This is a genomic window from Bradyrhizobium sp. Ken51 (genome assembly GCF_055807435.1).
In genome coordinates this window covers 66,897-89,522 of sequence record NZ_JBVVPB010000002.1, presented here as the reverse complement: position 1 = coordinate 89,522, position 22,626 = coordinate 66,897, and the positions used below count along the sequence as shown (strand labels likewise).

The window sequence follows — 22,626 nt, the reverse complement described above, 5'->3', positions numbered from 1 at the left end:
ATCTTACTGAAACAATTTGGACTCGTCGTCGAAAGTAAAAGAAATATGGTCCGCGACGGTTTTGATAGGCAGGCTTTCTCGACTTTGACGCCTCATGATCAGCCACAGCTCGCGGATCAGCGGTTCACGCTCAAGATTGCATGTGAAGAGGCCGTCTTCCGATTTGCCAACGAAATGCGGTAGAAGTGCAATGCCTGCGCCCGCACGAGCGGCGACCGCCTGGGCGGACTGACTGTCGGTTCGAAAAGATAATCGACAACGTGGAAAGTGCTTAGACAGCCAGCGTGCTTCCGGCAAATGCGCGTTCACTTCATCGAACCCGACAAAGACCGGCTCGGCTCCGGCTTGAACCCGGCGCCGCCATTCGGCATTAGCGTAAAAGCCGAACCCGATTGGCAGCAGCCGCTTGGCAACAACGTCACCATCCTGCGGGCGTCCGAAACGGAGGGCAATATCCGCTTCATGTCGTTCTAAACTCACCGACCGAAAGTCGGTCGCCAAGTCGACATCGAGCCCTGGATGTTGCCTGCACAGTTTGGCGAGCCGTGAAACGAGAAAGTGTTGCGAGAGACTTGGCGGCGCGTTTACTCGAACAAGCCCAATAGGCTTGTCCTCGCCTCCGCCACGGCCGAGGTTTGCCGCCGCTGTTTCCATTTCAGTGGCTGGACCGAGAAGACGGGTGCCCGCAGGTGTCAGCAAATAACCGTCGAGACGCCGCTCGACCAGCTGCTCACCAAGAGATTGCTCTAACGACTTCACGCGGCGGGCGACCGTCGCGTGATTTACGGAGAGGGCACGCGCGGCAGCCGACAAACTACCGTGGCGAGCGAGCGCGAGAAAGACCCGAACATTCTCCCAATCAAGCGCTGTGCGATTTTTAACAGCCATTGGGAGAAGATAGTGGATTTTTATCCGATGGCCAGTGGATTATCTAAGGTTGGACAACATTGAAGAGAGCTCTATGTCCGGTTCAATCACCCTCACCTTGATCGGTGGTCCAACAGTGCTCATTGAGCACAATGGCTTTCGCCTACTGACTGATCCTACCTTTGATCCACCTGGGCAATATCAGGGGCCGCACAGCCCCGTGAAACACGTCAAGACCGAAGGGCCGAGTATCTCGGTGGAGAATGTCGGAAGGGTGGATGCAGTCCTGTTGAGCCACGACCACCATTTTGACAATCTCGATAATTTGGGCCGGGCTTTGTTACCGAAGGTCGGCGCGGTCTATACGACCATGTCGGGAGCTCAACGTTTAGGTGGAAATGCCGTCGGCATTGACCCATTTGAGGCTCGTTTTCTCGAAGGAAAGGATGGTCAGCGGTTAATCGTGACCGCCACGCCGGCTCGCCATGGCCCTGTTGGCGTCGAGGCTGGTGACGTGGTCGGCTTTGCGCTTGGAGCAGAGCAGGCCGGCGACCTGATCTATATCACGGGCGATACGCTTTGGTTCGATGGCACGTCTGAGGTGGCGCGGAAGTTTTCGCCCAGGATTGTCATCCTACACACTGGCGCGGCCGAGCCCCGCGGGCGGTTTCACATGACGATGGGTAGCGAGGACGCGCTGGAGGCTGCGCACGCCTTCCCGGATGCAGCTCTAGTCGCTGTGCATAATGAGGGATGGGGGCATCTGAGAGAGAGCCAAGATCAACTTGCCGAAGTCTTTGCCTCGTTTAACTTGTCAAAACGTCTGACAAGGTTTGAGAAGGGCGAAGCGTTGACGATCTCTTGGTAGCGGATGGTTGGCGCGACGGCACGTGTCGGCGATCAGCCCTTCTTGGAAGTCCGACAACGTCCGCTTTCGCGCCGCTGTTGGAGGACAAGCGGACATTGCGCGCCTACTCTTAGCAGCAGATTTTATGGGTACGCACCCTGGCGCCCCATGTCGCAAATCCCTCAATGCAGAGGCAATTCAGTGGCATATCTCGCGACAAATTCGGCGATGATTTGCCTCAAAACGCGAAGTCGGCTTGTCGCGCCCACCTCGCGTTGTGGTGGTATTTCGCTGCTGCCTGCCGCAGAATTGTCGCGCTTCAGTAACACGGTACAGCCATGGGGCAATTCCTTCTGGTTGATTCGCGCAAGCTGGACGGTTTCGAAGGTCTTCAGCAGGCCGTCCACGGCTCGCATGTCGATGTGATGCAACTCGGCCGCGGTCGGTTGCGCGGAACTTTATCCCATGTCGGCATCGGCGACTTCTCGCTCAGCATTGGTGCTTTCAACGTCGGCATGCGCACGCAGCGGGTTTCCAGCGACGACAGACTGATCATCGGGATGCTGCTCGCAGCCGAAGAACGCGTCGCCCACTGGTCGTTCGACATGCAGCTTAATGATGTGCTCGTCATTCCGCCGCGGCTCGAACATGACGGTGTTTTTCACGGCGGCTCCGCCTACGCCGCCATGCGCTTCGACCTCAACGAAGTCGCAACGCTGTTCGGTGGTGAGGCACGGCTGAGCGACCCCGACACCTGGCGCAGCCGCGGTCATTTCCGCGCGCACATCGAGACCGGCGCGATCGCCTCGCGCCGCCTGGTCCGGGTCATGTCGCACCTGCGCGACAACAAATATGGGCTGACGCCATCAACTGCCGATTTCTGGAAACGATCGATCGCCGAATGCATGGCTGCCAACGTCGCGTCGTCGCTGCCACCTGATGGCAATGGCTGGCTGCCTTCCGCGCGACGGCTGATCCGCAAGGTCGAGGAGTTTCTCGACGACGCCGGCACGCGTCCGGTGCATGTGTCGGAAATTTGCGCGGTGCTCGGCGTATCGCGGCGCACCCTCCACCGCGCCTTTCAGGAGGTATTCGGTCTCGGCCCGGTCAGCTTCCTCAGGCACAAGCGTCTCTGCGCTGTTCATTCGATCCTGCACCAGAGCGCACCCGGCTCGACCACCGTGACAGCCGTCGCCATGCAACAGGGCTTTTACGAGCTCGGCCGGTTTTCGCAATATTACCTGGCAATGTTCGGAGAGCGTCCGTCGCAAACGCTTGGAATTGCGACGGTGCAGGCTTTCGAAGACGATATCACCAGAGCCTAGCGCTCTGAGCCTGGACCGCGAAAGACGCCATGATGGCATGCGTGCCGGTTTTTGCCGGCGTCAAATCGCGAAAAAAACCGTCATGAAAACAACCAGATGGCTACTGTGCATGGGGTTGTTTTCACGGTTTTGAGTTGGATGGGCAGACCGCCTCCAGCTTCACGCCCCGCAGACGATCACGCCATACCAGCCCAGGCCGCGATATGTCTCGTAGCCCGGCGTGGCGTGGAACGCCACCAGCGTGCCCGAGCGGTCCTGATAGAAGCCGGAGCGCTGGCCGTCCAGCGAGAGTGAGATGCGCTCGCTGAGGATGCCCTGGCCGTCCGAGGCGGCGATGATGCGAAGATTGGAGTCGACCAGCAGCACGCGTGCCTTGTCGCTGTCGCCGACGCGCACACCCTGCACGATGGCGCGGGCCTGTGCCTCCCAGTCGAAATGGATGGCGAGCACCCCGATCGGCGCGCCGTTGGCCTGGCCCCCGGCGCGGACGCTGGCGCAATAGGTCGCGACCTGGGCGTTGCCGAGCAGCGGCTGGTTCTCGACGTCGCCGGCGACATAGTCGTCGCCGGAGCGCAGGGTGTTGGCCTCGCGAAACCATTTGGTGTGGGCGACGTTCTGGCCGACGGTGCGAAAGCGGTCGGCGCGGCCGTTGGCGATGACGTTGCCGTCGAGGTCGCAGAGCCAAAGGTCGAGGTAGACGGTGTAGGCCCCCAGGATCACACCGAGACGCTGCGAGGCATGGGACACGGCCGCGCCGTCGGGCGAGGCCGCGCAATCGACCAACGCTGAATCGGTTGCCCACCAGCGCACGTCGCAGGTCCGCTCATAGAGATTGCGGTCGATCAGCTCGATGGCGTTGAGCGACAAATCGACCATGCGCTCGCCGCGCGAGCGCTGGCTCATCCGGTCAATCGAGGAGACGAGATCGCCGGTCCGTTTCGTCAGTTGGCTTTCGAGCTCGCGGGCGATGGTCTCGACCTGCTGGCCGACGCCGCGGACCTCCTGCGCCACCACGGCGAAGCCCGCGCCCTGCGCGCCGGCGCGCGAGCTTTCGATCAGCGCGTTCAGCGCCAGCATCTTCATCTGGTTGGTGATCTGCTGGATCGCCTTGGTCTTGTCGACCGCGATCTGGTTGACCTCCGCCGTGAGGCGGTTGATCAGCGCGGAGATGTCGGAATCATCATCAGCGGGTTCATTTGCGATCGGCTTGGCTTTGAGACCCGGCGCAGCAGACATCGGGGGCTTCCCTTGGCAATGAGGTCTGATCTGCAACGAACCCGGAACAATCACTGACAGATCGAATACAATTCTTTTTCGAAGATTCCGCCTAACGCCTGCTTAATTTGCTGTTTTGCGGAATGCTCAAATGATAGTCAGTCCGCGTAGCAAAGCGGCAATCCACCGCTTTGTGCGGCGCAGACATTGCAAATCCCGCAGGATTCCGGGCCAATCGTCCCGTCGGCCGGACGATGCAACAACCTCCGGCTCCCAGGTTCCTCAAACCGACCGCAGCTCATGACGCCGCCCGCCACCGCCTTGCCCGTCGAAGCGCCCCAGGCGTTCCTGGGGGTGGCGCGCTCGCTCACCGACAAGCTCTGGCGCGACCGGCTGGATGCGCGCGGGGCGGCGAAGGCGCTTGCCATCGTGCAGCGCCACCAACTGCCCGAACTGCTGGCGCGGGTCCTGGCAGGCCGCGGTGTCGACAGCGACGCCGTCGCAGATTTCCTCGATCCCACCATCCGCAAGCTTCTGCCGGACCCGTTCACGGTGACGGAGATGGAAGCCGCCGCAAAGCGGATCGCGGATGCCGCGGCGAACGGCGAGAAGGTCGCGATCTTCGGCGATTACGATGTCGACGGCGCGACCTCGGCGGCGCTGCTGACCTGGCATCTGCGCCATTGCGGGCTTGATCCGCTGATTCACATTCCCGACCGCATCTTCGAGGGCTACGGGCCCAACACGGAAGCCGTGCGTGCGCTGGCCGAAAAGGGCGCCACGCTGCTCGTCACCGTCGATTGCGGCACCACCAGCATCGAGCCGCTCGCCGAGGCAAAACGTCTCGGCATGTCCGTCGTCGTGATCGACCATCATCAGGCCGGCACGGAGCTGCCAGAGGTCGACGCGCTGGTCAATCCGAACCGGCTCGACGATCTCTCCGGCCTCGGCCATCTCGCCGCTGTCGGCCTCGTGCTGGTGACGCTGGTCGCGGTCAATCGTGAATTACGCCAGCGCGGCTTCTGGAAAGCGGAGATGCCCGAGCCTGATCTGCTCGGCATGCTGCATCACGTCGCGCTCGGCACGGTTGCCGATGTCGCGCCGCTGATTGGTCTCAACCGCGCCTTCGTCGCCAAGGGCCTGATCGCGATGCGGCGGCGCGACCATGTCGGCCACACCGCGCTGATGGACGTGGCGCGGCTCAACGGCCCGCCGGAGGCCTGGCATCTCGGCTTCATGCTGGGGCCGCGCATCAATGCCGGCGGCCGCATCGGCCGCGCCGATCTCGGCGTGCGGCTACTTCTGGAGGGTGACAGCGTCGAGGCCGCGCGGATCGCCGCCGAGCTCGACCGCCTCAACAGTGAGCGTCGTATCATCGAGCAGGCGGCCGAAGCGCAGGCCGAAGCCGAGGCGCTCGCCTCGATCGGGCTCGAGGACAAGATCGGCGTGATCGTGACGGCCTCCGAAGGCTGGCATCCCGGCGTGGTCGGTCTCGTTGCGTCCCGGCTGAAGGAGAAGTTCTCGCGGCCCGCCTTTGCGATCGCGCTGGAGCCCGGCGGCATCGGCACCGGCTCCGGCCGCTCGATTGCCGGCGTCGATCTCGGCAAGGCGGTGCGGCAGGCGGTCGCCGACGGCATTCTTCTCAAGGGCGGCGGTCACGCGATGGCTGCGGGCGTCACGCTGCGGAAGGAAAAGCTCGCCGAATTTCGCGCCTACCTCGAGCATGCGTTGGCACGCGACGTCGCCGAGGCGCGCCACGTCAACGAGCTCTACATCGACGGCGCGGTCTCCGCGCGCGCGGTGACGACCGAGCTTGCAACGACGCTCAACCGCGCAGGTCCCTTCGGCAGCGGCAATCCGGAAGTCGTGTTGGCGCTGCCGGCGCACCAGCTCGTCTATGCCGACGAGGTGGGACAGGCACATTTGAGGCTACGCTTCAAATCGGGCGACGGCGCCATCGTCAACGGCATCGCGTTCCGTTCGATCGGACAGAAGCTCGGCAACGCGCTCGTTGCCAATCGCGGCCAGCAACTGCATGTCGCGGGATCATTGTCGGTCGATCGCTACCAGGGCGCCGAGCGTGTGCAATTCCGCGTCATCGACGTCGCGCTACCCGACCAGGGACCATCCATGATTAGATAGGCCCGGCAAACAACAAAAAAGCTTACAGCAAAAAAGGGAGTGAACATGGCAGGGCAGGTTGAGGGCAAGGTCGCGCTGGTGACCGGCGGCGCATCCGGAATTGGCGAGGCCATCGTCGAGATGTTCGCGCGCGAGGGCGCCACCGTCATCGCCACCGACATCGACGAGCTGCGCGGCCCCGAGCTCGCCAAACGCATCACCAAGGCCGGCGGCAAGGCAATTTTCCTGGAGCAGGATGTCACCAGCGAAGAGCGCTGGATCGAGATCACAGCCGAGATCGCGAAGCGCTTTGGCCGGCTCGATATTCTCGTCTCCAATGCCGGCATCGGCATCGCCGTGCCCTCGATCGTCGACATGACGCTCAGCGACTGGCGCAAGCAGAACGCGATCAACCTCGACGGCGTGTTCCTCTCGGTGAAGTATTGCCTGCCCTTGATGCGCAAGACCGGCGGCGGCTCGATTGTCATGATGTCCTCGCTCGCGGGCCTGCGCGGCGCGCCCGGGCTGTCGGCCTATTCGGCGACCAAGGGCGGCGTGCGGCTGTTCGCAAAATCGATCGCGATGGAGTGCGCGGCGGCCTGTGACGGCATCCGCGTCAACTCGGTCCATCCCGGCATCATCGCCACGCCGATCTGGGGCAAGATCCCGACTGGCGCGACCGGCAACCAGGCCAACGCGCCGATCGATCCGGAGGAGCGTGCGCGCGTCGTCACGCCGCTCGGCCGCGCCGGCCAGGCTGCGGAAATCGCCTCCGGCGTGCTGTATCTGGCCTCCGATGCCTCGCGCTACGTCACCGGCACCGAGCTCGTCATCGACGGCGGCATGAATGCCGGCGGTGTGCCGCGGCGGCAATAAGCCGCCGCGCGGGCTGCGAAGGGCAGGGTGGCGCCCGCGGGGGCTGACGCGCAGGCGTCGGACCTGTACAACGCGGGCGTCTTCCGATCGACAGAGGTGTCCTTCCGCCATGGCGCACAGCCTTCACTCTTCGTCATCCATGCCAGCAACGTTCCGCTCGAACCGTCCGGACCTCGTCACCGACGCGATCCGCAGCGCGCGCGAGGATCTTGCCGCTTGCTTTCGCATGGCTGCGCGCAACGGCTTTGAGGAGGGCATCTGCAACCACTTCTCGGCCGTGGTGCCGGGCCATGACGATCTCTTCCTGGTCAACCCTTACGGCTACGCGTTCCGCGAGCTGACCGCGTCAAAACTGCTGATCTGCGACTTCCACGGCAACGTGCTCGACGGCGAGGGCGTGCCCGAGGCGACCGCGTTCTACATCCATGCCGAGATGCACAAGCGGCTGCCGCGCGCCAAGGTCGCCTTCCACACCCACATGCCCTACGCCACGGCCTTGTCGATGACCGAGGGCGATCCGCTGATCTGGGCCGGCCAGACCGCGCTGAAATTCTACGGTCGCACGGCCGTGGACCGCGACTACAACGGCCTTGCGCTCGACAACCGCGAAGGCGGGCGCATCGCAGCGGCCGTGGGGGACGCCGACATCGTCTTCATGAAGCATCACGGCGTGATGGTGCTGGCACCGACCATCGCGGAAGCCTGGGACGATCTCTATTATCTCGAACGTGCTGCCGAGGTGCAGGTGCTGGCGATGTCGACGGGGCGTCAGGTACTGCCGGTCGATCCCGCCATTGCGGCCGAGACGTACAGGCAGATGCGCGAGGGCGATTCCGAATCCGCCCGGCTGCATCTCGCCGCAATCCGTCGCCAGCTCGATGCGGAGGAGCCGCAGTACAGGCACTGAGCCTGCCTACGACCCCCGCCTACGACCCCTGGCGCAGCTTCGCCAGCACCTTCAGCCCGCCATAGCCGTCCGCGGGCGTGATGCCCGCGCGCTGCTGAAAATCCTTGATTGCCTTCATGGTGTCATTGCCGACACGGCCATCGGTGCCGCCGGTGTCAAAGCCCGCCTTGGTCAACCGCGTCTGCATCTCCTGCACCTCGGCGAGCGTCAGCGCGCGCTCGGAGCCGGGGAATGGCTGGATGAAAGGCGGCGCGCCGAGGCAGCGGTCACCGAGATGGCAGATCGCCAGCGCATAGTTCATCGAGGGATTGTAGCTCTTCACCGCGTTGAAATTCGGTCCCAGCAGAAACGTCGGCCCGCCCGCAACCGGGGTCCACATTTGCGCGGATGCGGAGGCTTGCGGGAATGGCTGGCCGTCGGCGCGGGTGACGCCGGCTGCCTGCCAAGCCGCATAGGTCCGGGTGCCGCTCATCTCGCCGGGCGCGCGCACCTCGTAGCCCCAATGCTCGCCGCGGTGCCATTTGCCCCGGTTGACGAGATATTTTGCGGTCGAGCCCAGCGCGTCGTCGGGCTTGCCGAACGGCGACACCTTGCCGTCGCCATCGTAGTCGATGCCGACATTGAGCCAGACCTCCGGCATCCATTGTGAATGCCCCATCGCGCCGGCCCATGAGCCCTGCATCTGCTCCGGCGTGCTCCAGCCCTTGTCGACGATGCGCAGTGCGTTGATCAGCTCGGTTTCCCAATAGGCTTTGCGGCGCGGCTCGTTCCAGGCGAGGGCGGCGAGCGAGGGAAACACCGGCGTCATGTGGTTCTGCTGCACCAGCGGATCGCCATAGGCGGACTCGACGCCCCACAGCGCCAGCAGCGTGCCGCGCTCGACGCCGAAATCGCGCTCGACGCGCGCGAGCAGCGCCTCGTTGTTCTTCAGCGCAATCTTGCCGTTGATGATGCGCCAGTCGGAGACGCGGCGGTTGATGTATTGCCAGACCTGCTCATGGAATTCGGGCTGGTTGCGCATCTGCTTGAACACGCTCATGTCGGGCTCGACCCGCGCCATCGCGCGCTGCCAGGTCGCAGCGGAGATGCCCTTGGCCATTGCACGTGCGCGAAAGCCCTCGCGCCATTCCTCGAAGCCTGGAGGCGCGGCCAGGATGCGCGTTGGGATTGCGACGAGTGCGGCCGCGCCGAGCGTGGATCGAAGCAGAGCGCGGCGGCTGCGGGAGGCAATGGAATCAGCGTGTTTCATGGGCCCATTCTAGCGGGAAACATGGCGGCTGTGACCCGGTTCCTGGAACCAGAGGAAGAGACGCAGGCACGCGTTCCCCGGAACAAACTGTCGCACTCCCGCATTCCCCCAGCACCAAATTAGAGGAGGAGAAGATGAGGAAATATCTGTTTGCCGCCGCCATGGTCACGGCCATCGCCGCGCCTGCGTTTGCCGACGAAGTCGGCGTTCACGTCGGTCCGGTCGGTGCCGGCGTGACGGTCGGACAGTCTCACGAATATCGTGAGCGGGACCGTGATCGCGACCGCACCACCGTCATCAAGGAGCGCGAACCCGCCGACCGCACCACGGTGATCAAGAAGGAAGACGAATTCGGCAATCGCAGCAAGACCGTGATTCATCACGACAACGACTGATGGGTTGGGGCCCGGCCGATCGTCGGGGCCCGCCGTCCGTTCATCGAGGATTCGGGGTGGAATGAAGATACGCGCGCATGCGGAAAGCCATGTCGTCGAGCTCGACGACGGATCGCTATGGCAGATCTTTCCCGGCGATCTCGCGACCACGCTGAGCTGGAAGCCCGAAACCGATCTGCATCTGGAGCGAAGCGGCGATCGGGTGAGTTCGCATGAGCTGGTGAATGATGCCGATCAAAGCCGCGTGCGGGTGATTGCAGCGGGCGAGACCTGGCCTGATGGCGAGGTTAAGAAAGTGTTGAAGGGCGGGTAGGGCGCGCCTGCAATGGGTCGGGTATCCCCAATTTTGAGCCTGTCGCTTTACGGTCGATTCGCTTCCGTCTGCGCACAATGCGTGAATGCAGGAGCTGTTCGACATCATCCGCGCCAATCCCTGGCCGTTCGGCGCCGGGTTGTTCGTCGTCATCCTGATGATCCTTGCGGAGAACTTTGGGCGCGGTATTCGAGGCAACGGCGCCGCAAGTGACTTCCCGGATTCGGACGGTGGCGGCTGCGGCGATGGAGGAGGCGGCGACTAGGACCCGTCAGCGGCGAACGCGCTTCGCCTAATCCTCCTGCAAATCGGCCGCGATGCCTGCGAGCCAGCGGCGAATGCTTGCCTCGGCCCTGGCATCGAGCCCGACCGCAAGGCGCTTCTCCAACGCAATCACCCGTTCCCGGCACGCTTTCAAAAGCGTCGCGCCGCGCGGCGTCGGCGTCCATTGCTGGATGCGGCCGTGGACGGGATGGGGCGTCATCACAATCGCACCGTCACGTTCGAGATTGCGGATGATGACGCCGACGGTCTGGGGCGTCAGAAACGTGAGGCGGGCGACGTCGGCCCCTGACAGTCCCGGATAGGCATTGAGCATGGTCAGCACCGCGAATTGCGGTGAGGTGACACCGAGATCGGCCAGCGACCGCTCCATCGTCAGACGGACTGCGGCGTGGGCCTGGCGCAGCAGATAGCCGAGATAGCCTTGTTCGCCGCGCTTGCCTTCCCCTGGCGCTGGCACCCGAACCGCCGGGGCGGCAGTGGCTGCCTGCCGCCGCGGTTGCGATCTCGTGATATCAGGCGGCTTGCGCGTCATATAAGTGCTCTTATAATGTATCAGCACTCTTACAATACCACGAGGTGAACGGCAATGTCACACGCCCGCAGCGAATACGAGGATTTCAAGAAGATCGCGCCCGACGCGTATGAGCTGGTGCTGGCGCTCGGCCGGGTCGCGGCCAAGGCCGGCCTCGACAAGCAGCTTCTCGAACTGGTCAAGCTGCGCGCATCGCAGATCAACGGCTGCGCCTTCTGCCTGCAGCATCACATCCTGCTTTCGGAGCGGATCGGCGTCCCAGTGGACAAGCTCAATTTGGTCGTGGTCTGGCGCGAGGCGCCGATCTTTTCCGCGCGGGAACGTGCCGCGCTGGCCTGGACCGAGGCGCTGACCTGCCTGCCCGACGGCGTCGGCGAAGACGTGTACGCCGAGGCGAGCCGTGAATTCTCGGAGACCGAGCTGACATACCTGACCTCGGCGGTCGCCTCCATCAACGTCTGGAACCGTTTTGGTGCGGCGTTTCGCTGGACGCCGGCGAAGCGGCCGGTCGCAGCGAATGCAGCGGCATCCTGATTGCAACGAAGGGAGATCATGATGACAGCGATGAGTCTGCCCACCACACCACGCCCGTTGCCATCGCGCTCGATGGCGATCGCCGTCGTCGGAGGGCTCGCCTGCGCGCTTGCGATTGGCAAGGCGCTGCCGGTGACGATGGACACCATATCCGGCGCACTCTCGCCGCTCTGCGCCACAGCCGCCGAAAGCTCGCCGCTCGACAAGATCGAACCGATCGGCTCCTACGCGCTGCCGAACGTACCGGGCAAGCGCGTCACCATCGTGCGCGTGTTCTACGGTCCCGGCGGGTTCTCGCGGCCGCATCGTCACGCAGGATCCGTCACCGCCTACATCACCAAGGGCGAGATCCGCTCCCAGCTCGGCGGCGGCCCGGTCGAGACGTTCGGCGTCGGCCAGTCCTTCTTCGAGCCGCCCGGCTCGACCCATCTGGTTTCGGCCAATGCCAGCACCACGGAGCCGGCGGAATTGATCGCGGTGTTCGTGGCCGACGAGGGCGCGCAACTCACGACGTTGCTGGAGTAGCCGGCACTCGCAATCCGAAGCGGCTCTTGTTCAGGTGGGCTGCGATCGCTTCACACGTTTCCATAGCGGTGAAAGACCGTATGTGACGGCCGGTATCGCAACTGCGCCGACAAGGAGCCCAATGACGCCTGAGATGGCTGCTTCGACCGACCATTCGACGATGCCGGCAATGGACGGAAGGAGGTGCGCGGCAGCCTCGGTCGCGGCATGGACCGTTTGGCCGATCGCCGGTGGGCCGTATTGTTCGATGCCGTGCAGGATGATGCCGCCGCCGACCCAGATCATGGCCGCAGTGCCGATGGTGCTCAGCACCGCCAGGAAGGCAGGCATGCCGCGGACGAGCGCACGTCCAAGCAAGCGGATTGCGCTGCCAATGACCGAAGCGCCGTCATACCGCGCAAGGGCCAGGCCGACATCGTCCGCCTTCACGATCAGGGCGACCACGCCGTAGACACCAACTGTGATGAAAATGGCGACGAGCGCCAGCACGAGCGCCTGCGTCCAGATGCTGCCCGCCGGCACGGCTGCCAGCGTGATCGCCATGATCTCCGCCGACAGGATGAAATCCGTCTTGATCGCGCTCGCAACCTTCTCGTCCTCGACCGACCGCGCATTCAATGCAATCGGCTGGGACTGAGCTTCGTGGTGGTGCGCATCATGCGGCATTGCGGCCTCGAGCACCTTCTCGGCACCCTCGTAGCAGAGAAAGGCGCCGCCCAGCATGAGCAGCGGCGTGACGGCGGCGGGAAGGAAATAACCAAGCAACAGGGCGATCGGCAGCAGGATCAGCAATTTGTTGCGCAGCGACCCGACCGCAATCTTGCCCACGATCGGCAGTTCGCGTTTCGAGGCAAAGCCGATCACGTAGTTCGGCGTGACGGCTGCATCATCGATGACCACGCCAGCCGCCTTTGCTCCCGCCTTGGCCGTCTGGCCCGCTACATCGTCGAGCGAGGCTGCCGCAACCTTCGCAATCGCCGCGATATCGTCGAGAAGACCAATCAGTCCGACACTCATCAACCCAGTTCCTTCGGCCTTCCAGCGGGCGGTGTGTGCGACAAACACGCTGTTGCACTGCCTGGCAATGGAAGGAGCAAGCCGTCAGTTCTCGTCGCCGCCCGATCCCTCGCGCAGGTCCGGCTTGAGCACGTCCTCCGGTAGCGCATGCGCCACGGGCTGCGGCGTGCCGGCGATCTCCGGGCCGACCTCGCGGCCGCGGGCGCGGATCAGGCGCTCGTACGCCGAGACGAGCGTGACGTAAGGACTGACCCAGATCCAGCCGTCGCGAGTGAACACCTGCACGTCGAAATGCAGGTGCATCGAGGTGCCGGCGGGATGGTCGAGATAGTTCGAGACCACGCCGATCTTCTCGCCCTCCGATACGATGCGGCCATTGAGCAGGCCATCTGCGTTCAGCGCCTGCGGGTTCATATGCATGTAGCGGAAACGGATGTGCTCGGTCCGGCTGTTGATTTGCAGCGTCACGGCCTGGTCCTTGGAGGCGCGTATGACCCTCGCATCCCGCACGGCGACGACGGCGCGCTGCTTGGGATCACAGGCTTGGCGGCCTTCACCGGGCGGCGGGCACTCGGCCGCGCGGATGTCCTCGCCCTGATGGCCATAACCGCCGCCGCATTGCCAGACCTCGAAACTGCGGGACTCGCAAAAATTGTCCCGCCAGGGATAGGCGGTCGTGCTCTCCATCTTGTCGCGCTTGGCATAGGATTGCGAGTGTACGAACGCGGGCGCCTTATCGAGAGGAAAGCGGATCTGTGCGTAGGCCATCAAGTCGGGATGGCCGCCCTGCTTGCGATAGCCGGTGTTCGGGATGATGTCGCCGCTCGGCCGGTAGGTGAAGTCCGGGGAACGTGCCCCGGGACGATCGAGAATGTTGGAAGCGATGTCCGTCAGCGGCCGCATGCGCTGGCCGCCGGCCACGCGCAGCGCCTTCAGGAAGCGTTCGGCGACCGGATAGGCCTCCTTGCAGGCAAGTCGCCGCGGCTTGGCGACGCTATCGAGGCATTGGATCGACACTACATAGGCGACGCCGAAACGGGTGAAAGCGTAGCGCACATAGCCTTCCCTGATGAACTTGCGCAGGTCCGGGTAGAGCGCCGCGAGCGGTTTGACCGGGTCGCCCTTGCCGCCCGAGGGATCGGCAATGTCATAGACGAGCGCAGAACCCGTGATCTGCACCTCGACCGGCCTTGCGAACACCCGGCTCGGCATGCCGTCTCCGGCGCCAGGCTCGAACGAAAAGGTCGCGCTGTAGCCGGCGGGGCCGGCATCGAACATGTCGACGGAACTGAAGTCGGCCTGGTAGCGCGACAGCGCGAGGGTCGTCGGCGCGCCATTGCGCCGTGCTTCGAAATAAGCGGCTGTGTCGAACGGCAGCAGCACGGGCACGGAGCTGCGGGCGATGCCGGTGAAAAATTGCGAAGAGATCGCGTTGAGCTGCACCAGCGCCGGCATTGCACGTGGATCGTAGCGCGGCACCGAACGACGGGGGGCGAAGATGAAATCGTCCGCGGCCCGTGGATGGGTGTTGATTTCGGTGCGGAGCTGGTCGAGCGCCGCGCGCCAATCGACGCGCAGCGCCGTGAGCGAGGGGCTGCGGAACTCATCCGCAGCGAGCGGAGAGGCAATGAGGAGCGAAAGCGACGCCAGAAGTTGCGAGACGAAGCGGAAACTTTTCCCAACCACTGTCTCGCCCCCCGGCGGCACCTGTTGCGCTCGCTTTGGCCCCGTCAGTCCTTGGCGCGTTCGGAGTAGGAGCCGTCTTCGGTCATCACGACGATTCGGGTGCCGACGGCGATGTGCGGCGGCACCGTGGTGCGCACGCCGTTCGACAAAATCGCGGGCTTGTAGGACGAGGAAGCGGTCTGGCCCTTTGTCACGGGCTCGGTCTCGACCACTTCCAGCGTCACGCGCTGCGGCAACGCGATCGATACCACGTTGACGTCATGGGTCGACAATTTGACGGTCATGCTCTCCTGAAGATAGGCCGCGGCGTCGCCGATGACGTCCTTGGACACCTGGACCTGGTCATAGGTTTCCGGGTTCATGAAGTGGAAACCGTCACCGTCTTCATAGAGATAGGTGAAGTTGCGCTCTTCGATCGTGGCCTTCTCGACCTGGTCGGTGGTCTTGTAGCGCTCGGAGATCTTTACCCCGTCCGAGATTCGGCGCATTTCGATCTGGCTGACCGGGGTGCCCTTGCCGGGATGGATGTTCTCGGCGGTCACGACGACATATAGCTTGCCGTCTTGCTCGATCACGTTGCCCTTGCGAATAGAACTGGCGATGACTCTCAAAGCTGTATTTCCTGCTTGCTTGGCCCGGCTCGGGCCAGGACGTGGTCAAATTGATGGGGGACCTGGGGCCCCAAATCAGACCGCGGCACCTGTTTCGGGCCGCAACATACTGGTTTTGCCGTTGGATGCCAGCATTTTGCTGGCCTGCGGGGCGGCCGGCTAATGGCTGGGGACAAGCCGATGTCGCCGTACTGGTCGCCTTCGCGGCATCTCGACCGCCGGCCATTCCTGCAGGCCAAGGGGGCCATCACCGGGGCTCTACGGGGATTTTTCGCGGAGGAGGGCTTCGTCGAGGTCGAAACCTCCGTTCTCCAAGTCTCCCCCGGCAATGAGACCCACCTGCACGCCCCCCGGACGGAGATCATGCGACCCGACGGCAGCCGTGTGAGCCGATATCTGCGGACTTCGCCGGAATTCGCCTGCAAGAAGCTGCTGGCGGCCGGAGAGACCCGGATTTTCGAGTTCGCCCGGGTGTTCCGGGACCGCGAGCGCGGCGACCTGCATTTGCCCGAATTCACCATGCTGGAATGGTACCGGGCAGACGCCCCCTACGACGCCATCATGGCCGACTGCGTCGTCCTCATCGCCCGCGCGGCCCAGGCGACCGGTATCGGCACCTTCGCCTTCCGCGGCAGGACCGCCGATCCCTTCGCCGAGCCGGAGCTTGTGACGGTTGCCGGCGCCTTCGAGCAGTTTGCGGGAATCGACCTGCTTGCGACCATTTCCGGCGGCGAGGGCGACCGCGCCGCGCTCGCCCGGGCAGCTGCCCGCAAGGTCCGGGTGGCCGAGGACGACACCTGGTCCGACATCTTCAGCAAGATTCTGGTCGAGCATGTCGAGCCGCATCTGGGGCAGGGCCGTTTGACCATTCTGTTCGAATACCCATCTCCAGAGGCGGCACTGGCGCGCGTGAAGGCGGGCGATCCCCGCGTTGCCGAGCGGTTCGAGGTCTATGCCTGCGGTGTCGAGCTCGCCAACGGTTTTGGCGAACTGACCGACGCCGACGAGCAGCGCAAGCGCTTCACGCAATCCATGGCGGAGAAGCAGCGCCGCTACGGCGAAGCCTATCCGCTGGACGAGGACTTTCTGGCCGCGGTCGCGGCGATGCCGGAGGCAAGCGGCGTCGCGCTCGGCTTCGACCGGCTGGTGATGCTGGCAAGCGGCGCGTCGCGAATTGATCAGGTCGTCTGGACGCCGCCTGCAAATGAAACGTTAAGCGAGACATGACGAAGAGCAATCTTGCACGCACATTGCGCGAGCCGGCCGAACTTGTGGTCGAGCAGCTGGCGCCGGCCACGGCTCTGCCGGCGCTCGGTCGCGTTGCCGCACGCTATGCGGTTGCGATCACCCCCGCACTGGTTGACCTGATCGACAGGTCCGATCCCGACGATCCCATCGCGCGGCAATTCGTTCCGACTGCCGCGGAGCTGGAGATGCAGCCGGGCGAGAACGCAGATCCGATCGGCGATCATTCGCACTCGCCGGTTCCCGGGATCGTGCATCGCTATCCTGACCGCGTGCTGTTCAAGCTCGTTCACGTCTGCGCGGTCTATTGCCGCTTCTGCTTCCGCCGCGAGATGGTCGGACCCGGCAAGGAGAACGCGCTCTCGGACGGCGCCTATCGCGCGGCGATCGACTACATCCGATCGCACAGCGAGATCTGGGAGGTGATCCTGACCGGGGGCGATCCCCTGATGTTGTCGCCGCGGCGGATGAGCGAGATCATGGCGGATCTTGCCGGCATCGATCACGTCAAGATCATCCGCCTTCACACCCGCGTGCCGGTGGCCGAGCCCGCGCGCATCAGCGAGGAGATGGTGGCTGCGCTCAAGGTCGAAGGCGCCACCACCTGGGTGGCGCTGCATGCCAACCATGCGCGCGAACTGACGGGGCCGGCGCGTGCCGCCTGCGCGCGGCTGGTCGATGCCGGGATTCCCATGGTGAGCCAGTCCGTGCTTTTGCGCGGCGTCAATGACAATTTGACCGCTCTGTCGGATTTGATGCGAGCTTTCGTCGAATGCCGGATCAAGCCCTATTATCTGCATCACGGCGATCTCGCGCCCGGCACGTCGCATCTGCGAACGACGCTCGCCGAGGGCCAGAATTTGATGCGGCAGCTGCGCGGACGGGTGTCCGGACTGTGTCAGCCCGACTATGTCATCGACATTCCCGGCGGCGCCGGCAAGTCGCCGGTGGGGCCGAATTACGTGTTGCCGATGCAAAATACCGCACCTGATGCGCGTGATGCAGATCAAGAAACGCGCTATCGTATCGTGGATTATTGCGGCGACGTTCACCTCTATCCGCCCGAGACCTGATTGGTCGTGATGGAGATGCTGGCTCGAGGAATGGAGAAGCAAAATGAAAAGCATCATCCTGGCACTGTCCCTTCTGACGGTGTTCGGCAGCGCCGGCTTCGCGCAGACGGGAAGCAAGGGATCGACGACCTCGGGACAATCGGCGGGTACTTTGCCGCCTGCGCCCGTCGGTCATCGGCAGCCGCGCGCCGGCGACGTGCCAAATGAGAAGAACCTGAGCGACCCGAACGATCCCCTCAGCAAGGAAAATCAGGCGCTCGACAAGAAGATCAAGAGCATCTGCCGCGGCTGCTAGGCGCCACAACGGCGGGCAGGGTGCGACAGCCTCACCCCGCCCGCAATCGTTCGGTCAGGCGGAGCGCTCGTGCAGTCCTGCGCGCTTGGTGTTGCGCCGGATCTCGACCGCGTCAGCGAGCTGCTTGAGCACGGTTGCCGTGGTCGCCCAGTCGATGCAGCCATCCGTGATGCTCTGGCCATAGGCGAGCGGCTTGCCCGGCACCACATCCTGGCGTCCGGCGACGAGATTGCTCTCGATCATCACCCCCATGATGCGGTTCTCGCCGCCGGAAATCTGCTTGGCGATGTCGGCCGTCACAAGCGGCTGGTTTTCCGGCTTCTTGCTCGAATTGGCGTGGCTCGCATCGACCATCACGAGCGGTGCGACGCTCGCTTTCGCCAGATCGTTGCAGGCCGCCGCGACGCTTGCCGCATCGTAGTTCGGCGTGCTGCCGCCGCGCAGGATAATGTGACAATCCTCGTTGCCCGCGGTTGAGGCGATCGCCGAGCGGCCGAGCTTGGTCACCGCCATGAAATGATGCGGATTCGAGGCCGACTTAACCGCGTCCGCCGCGATCCGCACATTGCCGTCGGTGCCGTTCTTGAATCCGACCGGGCAGGACAGCCCGGAGGCCAGCTCGCGATGGATCTGGCTTTCGGTCGTGCGCGCGCCGATCGCGGCCCAGGACACGAGGTCCGCAATGTATTGCGGCGTCGTCATATCGAGGAATTCGGTGCCGGCGGGCAGGCCGAGATTATTCACCGCCGAGAGCACGTTGCGCGCCAGCCGCAGGCCCTTGTTGATGTCGAAGCTGCCGTCCAGATCAGGATCGTTGATCAGGCCCTTCCAGCCAACCGTGGTGCGTGGCTTCTCGAAATAGACCCGCATCACGATTTCGAGCTGATCGGCAAGCTCTTCGCGCAAGCTCGCGAGGCGCTCGGCATATTCGAGCGCGGCCCTGGGATCGTGCACCGAGCAGGGGCCGACCACGACCAGAAGCCGGTCGTCCTGGCCATTGAGGATCGCATGGATGGCGTTGCGTGCCGCCATCACCACGCGCGTCGCCGTGAGCGTGCGCGGGACTTCCCGCATCACCTCTTCGGGCGTGCTCAGCTCTTTCAGTTCGCGGATACGAAGATCGTCGGTCGTGCTCAGCACGGCGGGCTCCTATTATTTTGAGACCCTGCCGGCCAATAAAAAAGCCGCCAGGTCTGGCGGCTTGTTCGGACGTTTGCTGCAATGTTTCAGATTGAGCGCGATCCTCCTGCCGCCAGCGAGCTGTCGTAGCTAAAGTACCAAAAATAGCTGGTGACGAGGGTGATCATGGCTCGTCATATAGCGCGCGATCGGCGGGTTGTCACCCCCCAATGGACGGGATGGCCACGGGGCGCCTTAACTGTTGCTTTTGCGTGCCGCCAGCGCCATGCCGATCAAAGAGGCGCCGCCGAACAGCAAGTTGATGCCGACGAGGATGCCGATCGCCCATTCGGCCGAGCTCGGCAATCCCGTGATCACCATGAACGAGATCGCGATGTCGAGGAGGCCCGAGATCAGGAGCCACGACCAGCGGCCGCCCGGCTCGCGGCGGTGCTCCAGTGCGTACATTATGGTGGCGACGCCCTCGGCGAGGAAATAGGCGCCGAGCACGATGGTCAGCGTCAGGATGGCCTGCATCGGCCGCGCCAGCAGGAGCATGCCTGCGAGCACGGCGAGCGCGGCCGAGATCAGCGACCACCAGAAGCCCGGCGTGCTGCGCGCCCAATAGGTGGCGATCAATCCGCCGATGCCGCTGATCAGGAACATCCAGCCGAGGAAGATCGCGATCGCAAGGCTTGCGAGCGGCGGCAGGATCAGCGCGGCAACGCCGAGCACTGCAAGCAGGATGCCTTCGAACAGGAAGGCCTTCCAATGTGCCTTGACCGTCCGGCTCATGGCGGATTGCAGCCGGGAAAAATCCTCAGGCGATGTCATTGGCAAGCTCCGGATCGAGAAGTGTGTGTTCAATCTAGTCTAGTACGCGCACACCGCGCTTGCCACCCGCGGCTCAGCCGCCGCCGTGCGCCGACGAAAAACCTTCGCCGCTGGTGCGGATGCGGTTGCGGCCGAGAACATAGATCGCGGTCGTGACGATCAGAAGTGCGAGGCCGAGCAGGATCGAAACCAAGCCGATCGGGATCAGGGCCAGCGTCAGATTGCGCTCGGGGTTGATGAGCCAGTGATGGATCGAGGTCAGCACGAAGGCGAGACCGAGAAAGCCGACGCCGCCGCCCGCGAGCAGCAACGCCCACATCCGGCGGAGCTGGCTGAGGCGCTCGCGCGCAACGTCAGTCCGGGGCGCGTGATGGCGCGCGACGCGCCGCACCAGGCGGATGGCGAAGGCGATCGAGCTGAAGCCGATCAGCAGGCTCGCGCCGCCCAGCCACATCCGCAGCGTCGGATCGAGATCCGGCATGCGCTGGAGTGTGAGCAGGGGGAAGTCGAACGCCGAATGCAGGGCGAGCGGGCCTGCGAAGATCAGCAGGCGGCTGGAGAGACGGGCCCAGTCGCGATGATGGCGGTTCGCACCCAGCGCCGTGCCGGCGCGCGCGATGGTCAGATAGGCGCCGGCGATGATGCCGAGCGCGCCGTGGAACGGTACGGTCAGCACGCTGCGCAACGCGGCCAGCGAGCGCCACATCTCGGCGTGCTGGACGAGATAGGCGAGGTTCTCGTAGGCGGCGAAGCCCAGGCCCACCGCGGCGCCATAGACGACGGTGTCCATCGGATTGGCGAAGGTCCGCCGCTTGGTCGAGGCGACCAGCACGATGGCGATCACCTTGACCGCTTCCTCCGGCAGCGCGACCCCGAAGATCGAATGCATGGCCAGCGCCGCCCACGGGTCATCCGGGGCCGCGACCATCCTGGCGAAAGGGGCGCGGGCTAGGCCCAGCAGCGAAATGCTGGCCGCACCGAGCAGGAACGCTGTCCAGACCTGGGCCGGCGGTCCCGGGCGTTCCTCGGCGGCAATGACAAGCCACAGCATCAGCAGCGCCGGGGCGATGGCGGCCGTTCCGATGACGGTGGGTAACGCTTCAATCAGGTACATCGGCGCCGAAAATAGGTTCCCTTGATCCGCTTATCTACATTCACCGATGCGACCTTGTGTCATGCGCTAGCTGTCGCGTCTCTTAACAAGCGCGACAGCCTGCGTTCATCAGGACAGTCGCCGAGGTGAAGAATACAGAGGGCAATCAATTGCATGACAGAACCACCTCGTCATCCATGACAACGGTCGCGCGCCCGTCATCGGATCGCGATTGGTAAGTCAGATCAAGGCAATGTGCAGGTTTCTTCGATTCACGATGCACGTGTCGCCGCGCCAAGTCCAGAGACGGGATCGTCCCGTCCGGCCGACGCGCGGCCGGTCGGGCCGGTCTAGTCACGCTTCGTCGCGCGGGAGGATGATGCGATCCGGCGTGTCCGGACCTGCTCCAGCTCCCAGAACGCGCGTATGAGGCACGTGCCAAGGCAGAACACGATGAGCAACAGCAGGAAGGCCTGATCGACAGCGGGGATGTGAGTCATGGCCATGGTAAAGCAACGCCCATGCCACGCGTTCCCGTCGCGGCCTGAGTTCCAGCCGATCCCCAGCCCCGGTTTGACTGTCTCAATGCGTGGTGAACGGCGGCGGTGTGTCGGGCGCGACGTCGAAGGCGCCGAGATGGAATTCCTCGCCGATGGATGCGTTCGGCTCGAAATGCTGCGCCATCAGCGTGAACGCGGCCTGCGGATATTGCTTCCAGATATCGAGATCGCCGGCGGTGATGGTGAGCCAGCCGAAGGTGTACATGTAGCGTCCGGGCTCGGTGACCCGGCCGACCTTGTCCCAGGTGATCTTTTCGACTCTGATCTTTTCGACCGTAATTTTCTCGACTGCCATTCGGTCCCCCGATCGCAAGTCTGCAGATGGTCCACGGCACGAGACGCGGACCTTCAAAAGCTTATCTCGAAATAGGGCTGCGATAGGGCGGCGCAGCCGGAGGATCAGGCCGATTGCAGCATGGGCGAGCGGACGATCAGCCGGACGACGTCGTCCCGCGACTGCTTTTCGGCGAATTTGACCGCAAAGCCGTTTTCGAATTTGCGGATCACGCGCCCGACGCAAGCGCCGACCGCAAGCGGAGTTCCCACTGGAGGGTCGTATTCGCAGGATATCGCGACACCGGCCGTGGAGACGTCGATGATGAAGCAGGCATGGGTGCTGCCGTCGGCGAGCGTCAGGAAGGTGTGCGCGACCTGCGGAACGAAGCGGGCGTCACGCCGCAGCTCCTGGACGCTGGCGTCCTTCTGCTTCTTCTCGAGCCAGGTCAGCTTTTCCGACATCCAGGCGCGCCGGGCCCGCGTCATCTCGAGCTCCATCAGGAAGCCCAATTTCAGCGTCGCGCTGATGGTGCATTGGAATTCGCCGAAATCCTGGAAGTAAGATGTCACGCGCTCGCCGACCTTTCCGACCACGGGAACGTCGACCATCATGCGGAACGGTGACACGCGGCTGGTGCGGCAGGCGAAGGTACGCAGCTTGCCCTCGCAATCGTACCAGCGCGGCAGCGAGTAGCTGCCACTCACGGTGACTTGCACGGCACGCTGTCTGAGGAACTCTGCGACGGACATGGGCGCCAATCGTGTTTCGGAGGCTTTCCGTAATTCCACGGTACCAGCCAAATTCTAAGCAAATGATACCGGCGCT

Annotated in this window: 26 protein-coding genes; 13 read left to right on the top strand and 13 right to left on the bottom strand. The window is 63.9% G+C overall.

The window, feature by feature from the left end:
* Positions 1-3: 3 nt before the first annotated feature.
* Positions 4-888 carry a LysR family transcriptional regulator gene (locus tag AC0L27_RS03965; RefSeq protein ID WP_354203614.1) on the bottom strand — a complete coding sequence of 295 codons (885 nt, stop codon included), beginning with the start codon at positions 886-888 and terminating at the stop codon, positions 4-6.
* A 73-nt stretch (positions 889-961) separates the two neighbouring features.
* Here AC0L27_RS03965 and AC0L27_RS03960 point away from each other — a divergent pair, with 73 nt between their 5' ends.
* Both AC0L27_RS03960 and AC0L27_RS03955 read left to right on the top strand, forming a co-directional pair.
* Positions 962-1,735, top strand: coding sequence for an MBL fold metallo-hydrolase (locus AC0L27_RS03960; RefSeq protein WP_354054709.1), 774 nt, complete (start codon positions 962-964; stop codon positions 1,733-1,735).
* 317 nt (positions 1,736-2,052) lie between these two features.
* Positions 2,053-3,039 carry a helix-turn-helix domain-containing protein gene (locus AC0L27_RS03955; protein WP_354203612.1) on the top strand — a complete coding sequence of 329 codons (987 nt, stop codon included), beginning with the start codon at positions 2,053-2,055 and terminating at the stop codon, positions 3,037-3,039.
* A gap of 159 nt (positions 3,040-3,198) precedes the next feature.
* Here the strand turns inward: AC0L27_RS03955 and AC0L27_RS03950 are convergent, their stop codons facing one another.
* A complete protein-coding gene (locus tag AC0L27_RS03950) occupies positions 3,199-4,275 on the bottom strand; it encodes a methyl-accepting chemotaxis protein (protein ID WP_275171987.1) in 1,077 nt (358 codons plus the stop codon).
* A gap of 279 nt (positions 4,276-4,554) precedes the next feature.
* Between AC0L27_RS03950 and recJ the strand changes: the two genes are divergently transcribed.
* The 3 genes from recJ to AC0L27_RS03935 all read left to right on the top strand — a co-directional run bounded on the left by recJ (position 4,555) and on the right by AC0L27_RS03935 (position 8,158).
* Positions 4,555-6,396, top strand: a complete 1,842-nt coding sequence (recJ, locus tag AC0L27_RS03945; protein WP_354203609.1) for a single-stranded-DNA-specific exonuclease RecJ — start codon at positions 4,555-4,557, stop codon at positions 6,394-6,396.
* Between the two features lie 45 nt (positions 6,397-6,441).
* Positions 6,442-7,251, top strand: coding sequence for an SDR family NAD(P)-dependent oxidoreductase (locus AC0L27_RS03940; RefSeq protein ID WP_275171989.1), 810 nt, complete (start codon positions 6,442-6,444; stop codon positions 7,249-7,251).
* A 109-nt stretch (positions 7,252-7,360) separates the two neighbouring features.
* On the top strand, positions 7,361-8,158 hold the full coding sequence (locus AC0L27_RS03935) for an aldolase (RefSeq protein ID WP_354203607.1): 798 nt from the start codon (positions 7,361-7,363) through the stop codon (positions 8,156-8,158).
* A gap of 19 nt (positions 8,159-8,177) precedes the next feature.
* Here AC0L27_RS03935 and AC0L27_RS03930 read toward each other — a convergent pair whose 3' ends face one another.
* Positions 8,178-9,407, bottom strand: a complete 1,230-nt coding sequence (locus AC0L27_RS03930; protein WP_354203605.1) for a lytic murein transglycosylase — start codon at positions 9,405-9,407, stop codon at positions 8,178-8,180.
* Between the two features lie 134 nt (positions 9,408-9,541).
* Between AC0L27_RS03930 and AC0L27_RS03925 the strand changes: the two genes are divergently transcribed.
* From AC0L27_RS03925 to AC0L27_RS03915, 3 genes are all read left to right on the top strand, one after another.
* A complete protein-coding gene (locus AC0L27_RS03925; protein WP_219680264.1) occupies positions 9,542-9,802 on the top strand; it encodes a hypothetical protein in 261 nt (86 codons plus the stop codon).
* Between the two features lie 61 nt (positions 9,803-9,863).
* Positions 9,864-10,115 (top strand): hypothetical protein, encoded by a 252-nt coding sequence (locus AC0L27_RS03920; protein WP_354054694.1) that lies wholly within the window; start codon positions 9,864-9,866, stop codon positions 10,113-10,115.
* Positions 10,116-10,200: 85 nt separating this feature from the next.
* The gene (locus AC0L27_RS03915; RefSeq protein ID WP_275171993.1) at positions 10,201-10,380 is read left to right on the top strand and encodes a hypothetical protein; all 180 of its coding nucleotides are present in this window, start codon (positions 10,201-10,203) and stop codon (positions 10,378-10,380) included.
* A 27-nt stretch (positions 10,381-10,407) separates the two neighbouring features.
* Here AC0L27_RS03915 and AC0L27_RS03910 read toward each other — a convergent pair whose 3' ends face one another.
* Complete coding sequence (locus AC0L27_RS03910) at positions 10,408-10,932, bottom strand: MarR family winged helix-turn-helix transcriptional regulator (protein ID WP_275171994.1); 525 nt, start codon at positions 10,930-10,932, stop codon at positions 10,408-10,410.
* 54 nt (positions 10,933-10,986) lie between these two features.
* Here AC0L27_RS03910 and AC0L27_RS03905 point away from each other — a divergent pair, with 54 nt between their 5' ends.
* Together AC0L27_RS03905 and AC0L27_RS03900 are read left to right on the top strand one after the other, a co-directional pair.
* Complete coding sequence (locus tag AC0L27_RS03905; RefSeq protein WP_275171995.1) at positions 10,987-11,466, top strand: carboxymuconolactone decarboxylase family protein; 480 nt, start codon at positions 10,987-10,989, stop codon at positions 11,464-11,466.
* A 21-nt stretch (positions 11,467-11,487) separates the two neighbouring features.
* Positions 11,488-11,991, top strand: a complete 504-nt coding sequence (locus tag AC0L27_RS03900; protein WP_275172017.1) for a cupin domain-containing protein — start codon at positions 11,488-11,490, stop codon at positions 11,989-11,991.
* Between the two features lie 30 nt (positions 11,992-12,021).
* Here AC0L27_RS03900 and AC0L27_RS03895 read toward each other — a convergent pair whose 3' ends face one another.
* The 3 genes from AC0L27_RS03895 to efp form a co-directional block, all read right to left on the bottom strand.
* On the bottom strand, positions 12,022-13,008 hold the full coding sequence (locus AC0L27_RS03895; protein ID WP_275171996.1) for a DUF808 domain-containing protein: 987 nt from the start codon (positions 13,006-13,008) through the stop codon (positions 12,022-12,024).
* Between the two features lie 84 nt (positions 13,009-13,092).
* On the bottom strand, positions 13,093-14,715 hold the full coding sequence (locus tag AC0L27_RS03890) for a M23 family metallopeptidase (RefSeq protein WP_473317963.1): 1,623 nt from the start codon (positions 14,713-14,715) through the stop codon (positions 13,093-13,095).
* Between the two features lie 23 nt (positions 14,716-14,738).
* A complete protein-coding gene (gene efp / locus AC0L27_RS03885) occupies positions 14,739-15,305 on the bottom strand; it encodes an elongation factor P (protein WP_027569909.1) in 567 nt (188 codons plus the stop codon).
* A 162-nt stretch (positions 15,306-15,467) separates the two neighbouring features.
* Between efp and epmA the strand changes: the two genes are divergently transcribed.
* From epmA to AC0L27_RS03870, 3 genes are read left to right on the top strand one after another with little or no spacing between them, the layout of a single operon-like run.
* On the top strand, positions 15,468-16,532 hold the full coding sequence (gene epmA / locus AC0L27_RS03880; RefSeq protein WP_354203599.1) for an EF-P lysine aminoacylase EpmA: 1,065 nt from the start codon (positions 15,468-15,470) through the stop codon (positions 16,530-16,532).
* Entirely contained in the window at positions 16,529-17,623 is a 1,095-nt protein-coding gene (locus tag AC0L27_RS03875) for a lysine-2,3-aminomutase-like protein (RefSeq protein ID WP_354203597.1), read from the top strand. The genes epmA and AC0L27_RS03875 overlap by 4 nt, the downstream gene beginning before the upstream one ends.
* 43 nt (positions 17,624-17,666) lie before the next feature.
* Complete coding sequence (locus AC0L27_RS03870) at positions 17,667-17,918, top strand: hypothetical protein (protein ID WP_275172000.1); 252 nt, start codon at positions 17,667-17,669, stop codon at positions 17,916-17,918.
* A 54-nt stretch (positions 17,919-17,972) separates the two neighbouring features.
* On the opposite strand, the gene AC0L27_RS03865 is transcribed toward AC0L27_RS03870, so the two are convergent.
* The 6 genes from AC0L27_RS03865 to AC0L27_RS03840 form a co-directional block, all read right to left on the bottom strand.
* Positions 17,973-19,058: a 3-deoxy-7-phosphoheptulonate synthase gene (locus AC0L27_RS03865; RefSeq protein WP_354203595.1), complete on the bottom strand. Its 1,086-nt coding sequence runs from the start codon at positions 19,056-19,058 to the stop codon at positions 17,973-17,975.
* A 234-nt stretch (positions 19,059-19,292) separates the two neighbouring features.
* The gene (locus AC0L27_RS03860) at positions 19,293-19,871 is read right to left on the bottom strand and encodes an HdeD family acid-resistance protein (RefSeq protein ID WP_354203593.1); all 579 of its coding nucleotides are present in this window, start codon (positions 19,869-19,871) and stop codon (positions 19,293-19,295) included.
* A gap of 73 nt (positions 19,872-19,944) precedes the next feature.
* Positions 19,945-20,985: a PrsW family glutamic-type intramembrane protease gene (locus tag AC0L27_RS03855; RefSeq protein ID WP_473317962.1), complete on the bottom strand. Its 1,041-nt coding sequence runs from the start codon at positions 20,983-20,985 to the stop codon at positions 19,945-19,947.
* A gap of 329 nt (positions 20,986-21,314) precedes the next feature.
* Positions 21,315-21,470, bottom strand: a complete 156-nt coding sequence (locus tag AC0L27_RS03850) for a hypothetical protein (RefSeq protein WP_275172004.1) — start codon at positions 21,468-21,470, stop codon at positions 21,315-21,317.
* Positions 21,471-21,546: 76 nt separating this feature from the next.
* Positions 21,547-21,819, bottom strand: a complete 273-nt coding sequence (locus AC0L27_RS03845; protein WP_473317961.1) for a hypothetical protein — start codon at positions 21,817-21,819, stop codon at positions 21,547-21,549.
* 104 nt (positions 21,820-21,923) lie between these two features.
* A complete protein-coding gene (locus AC0L27_RS03840) occupies positions 21,924-22,550 on the bottom strand; it encodes a pilus assembly protein PilZ (RefSeq protein ID WP_007609965.1) in 627 nt (208 codons plus the stop codon).
* Positions 22,551-22,626 lie beyond the last annotated feature (76 nt).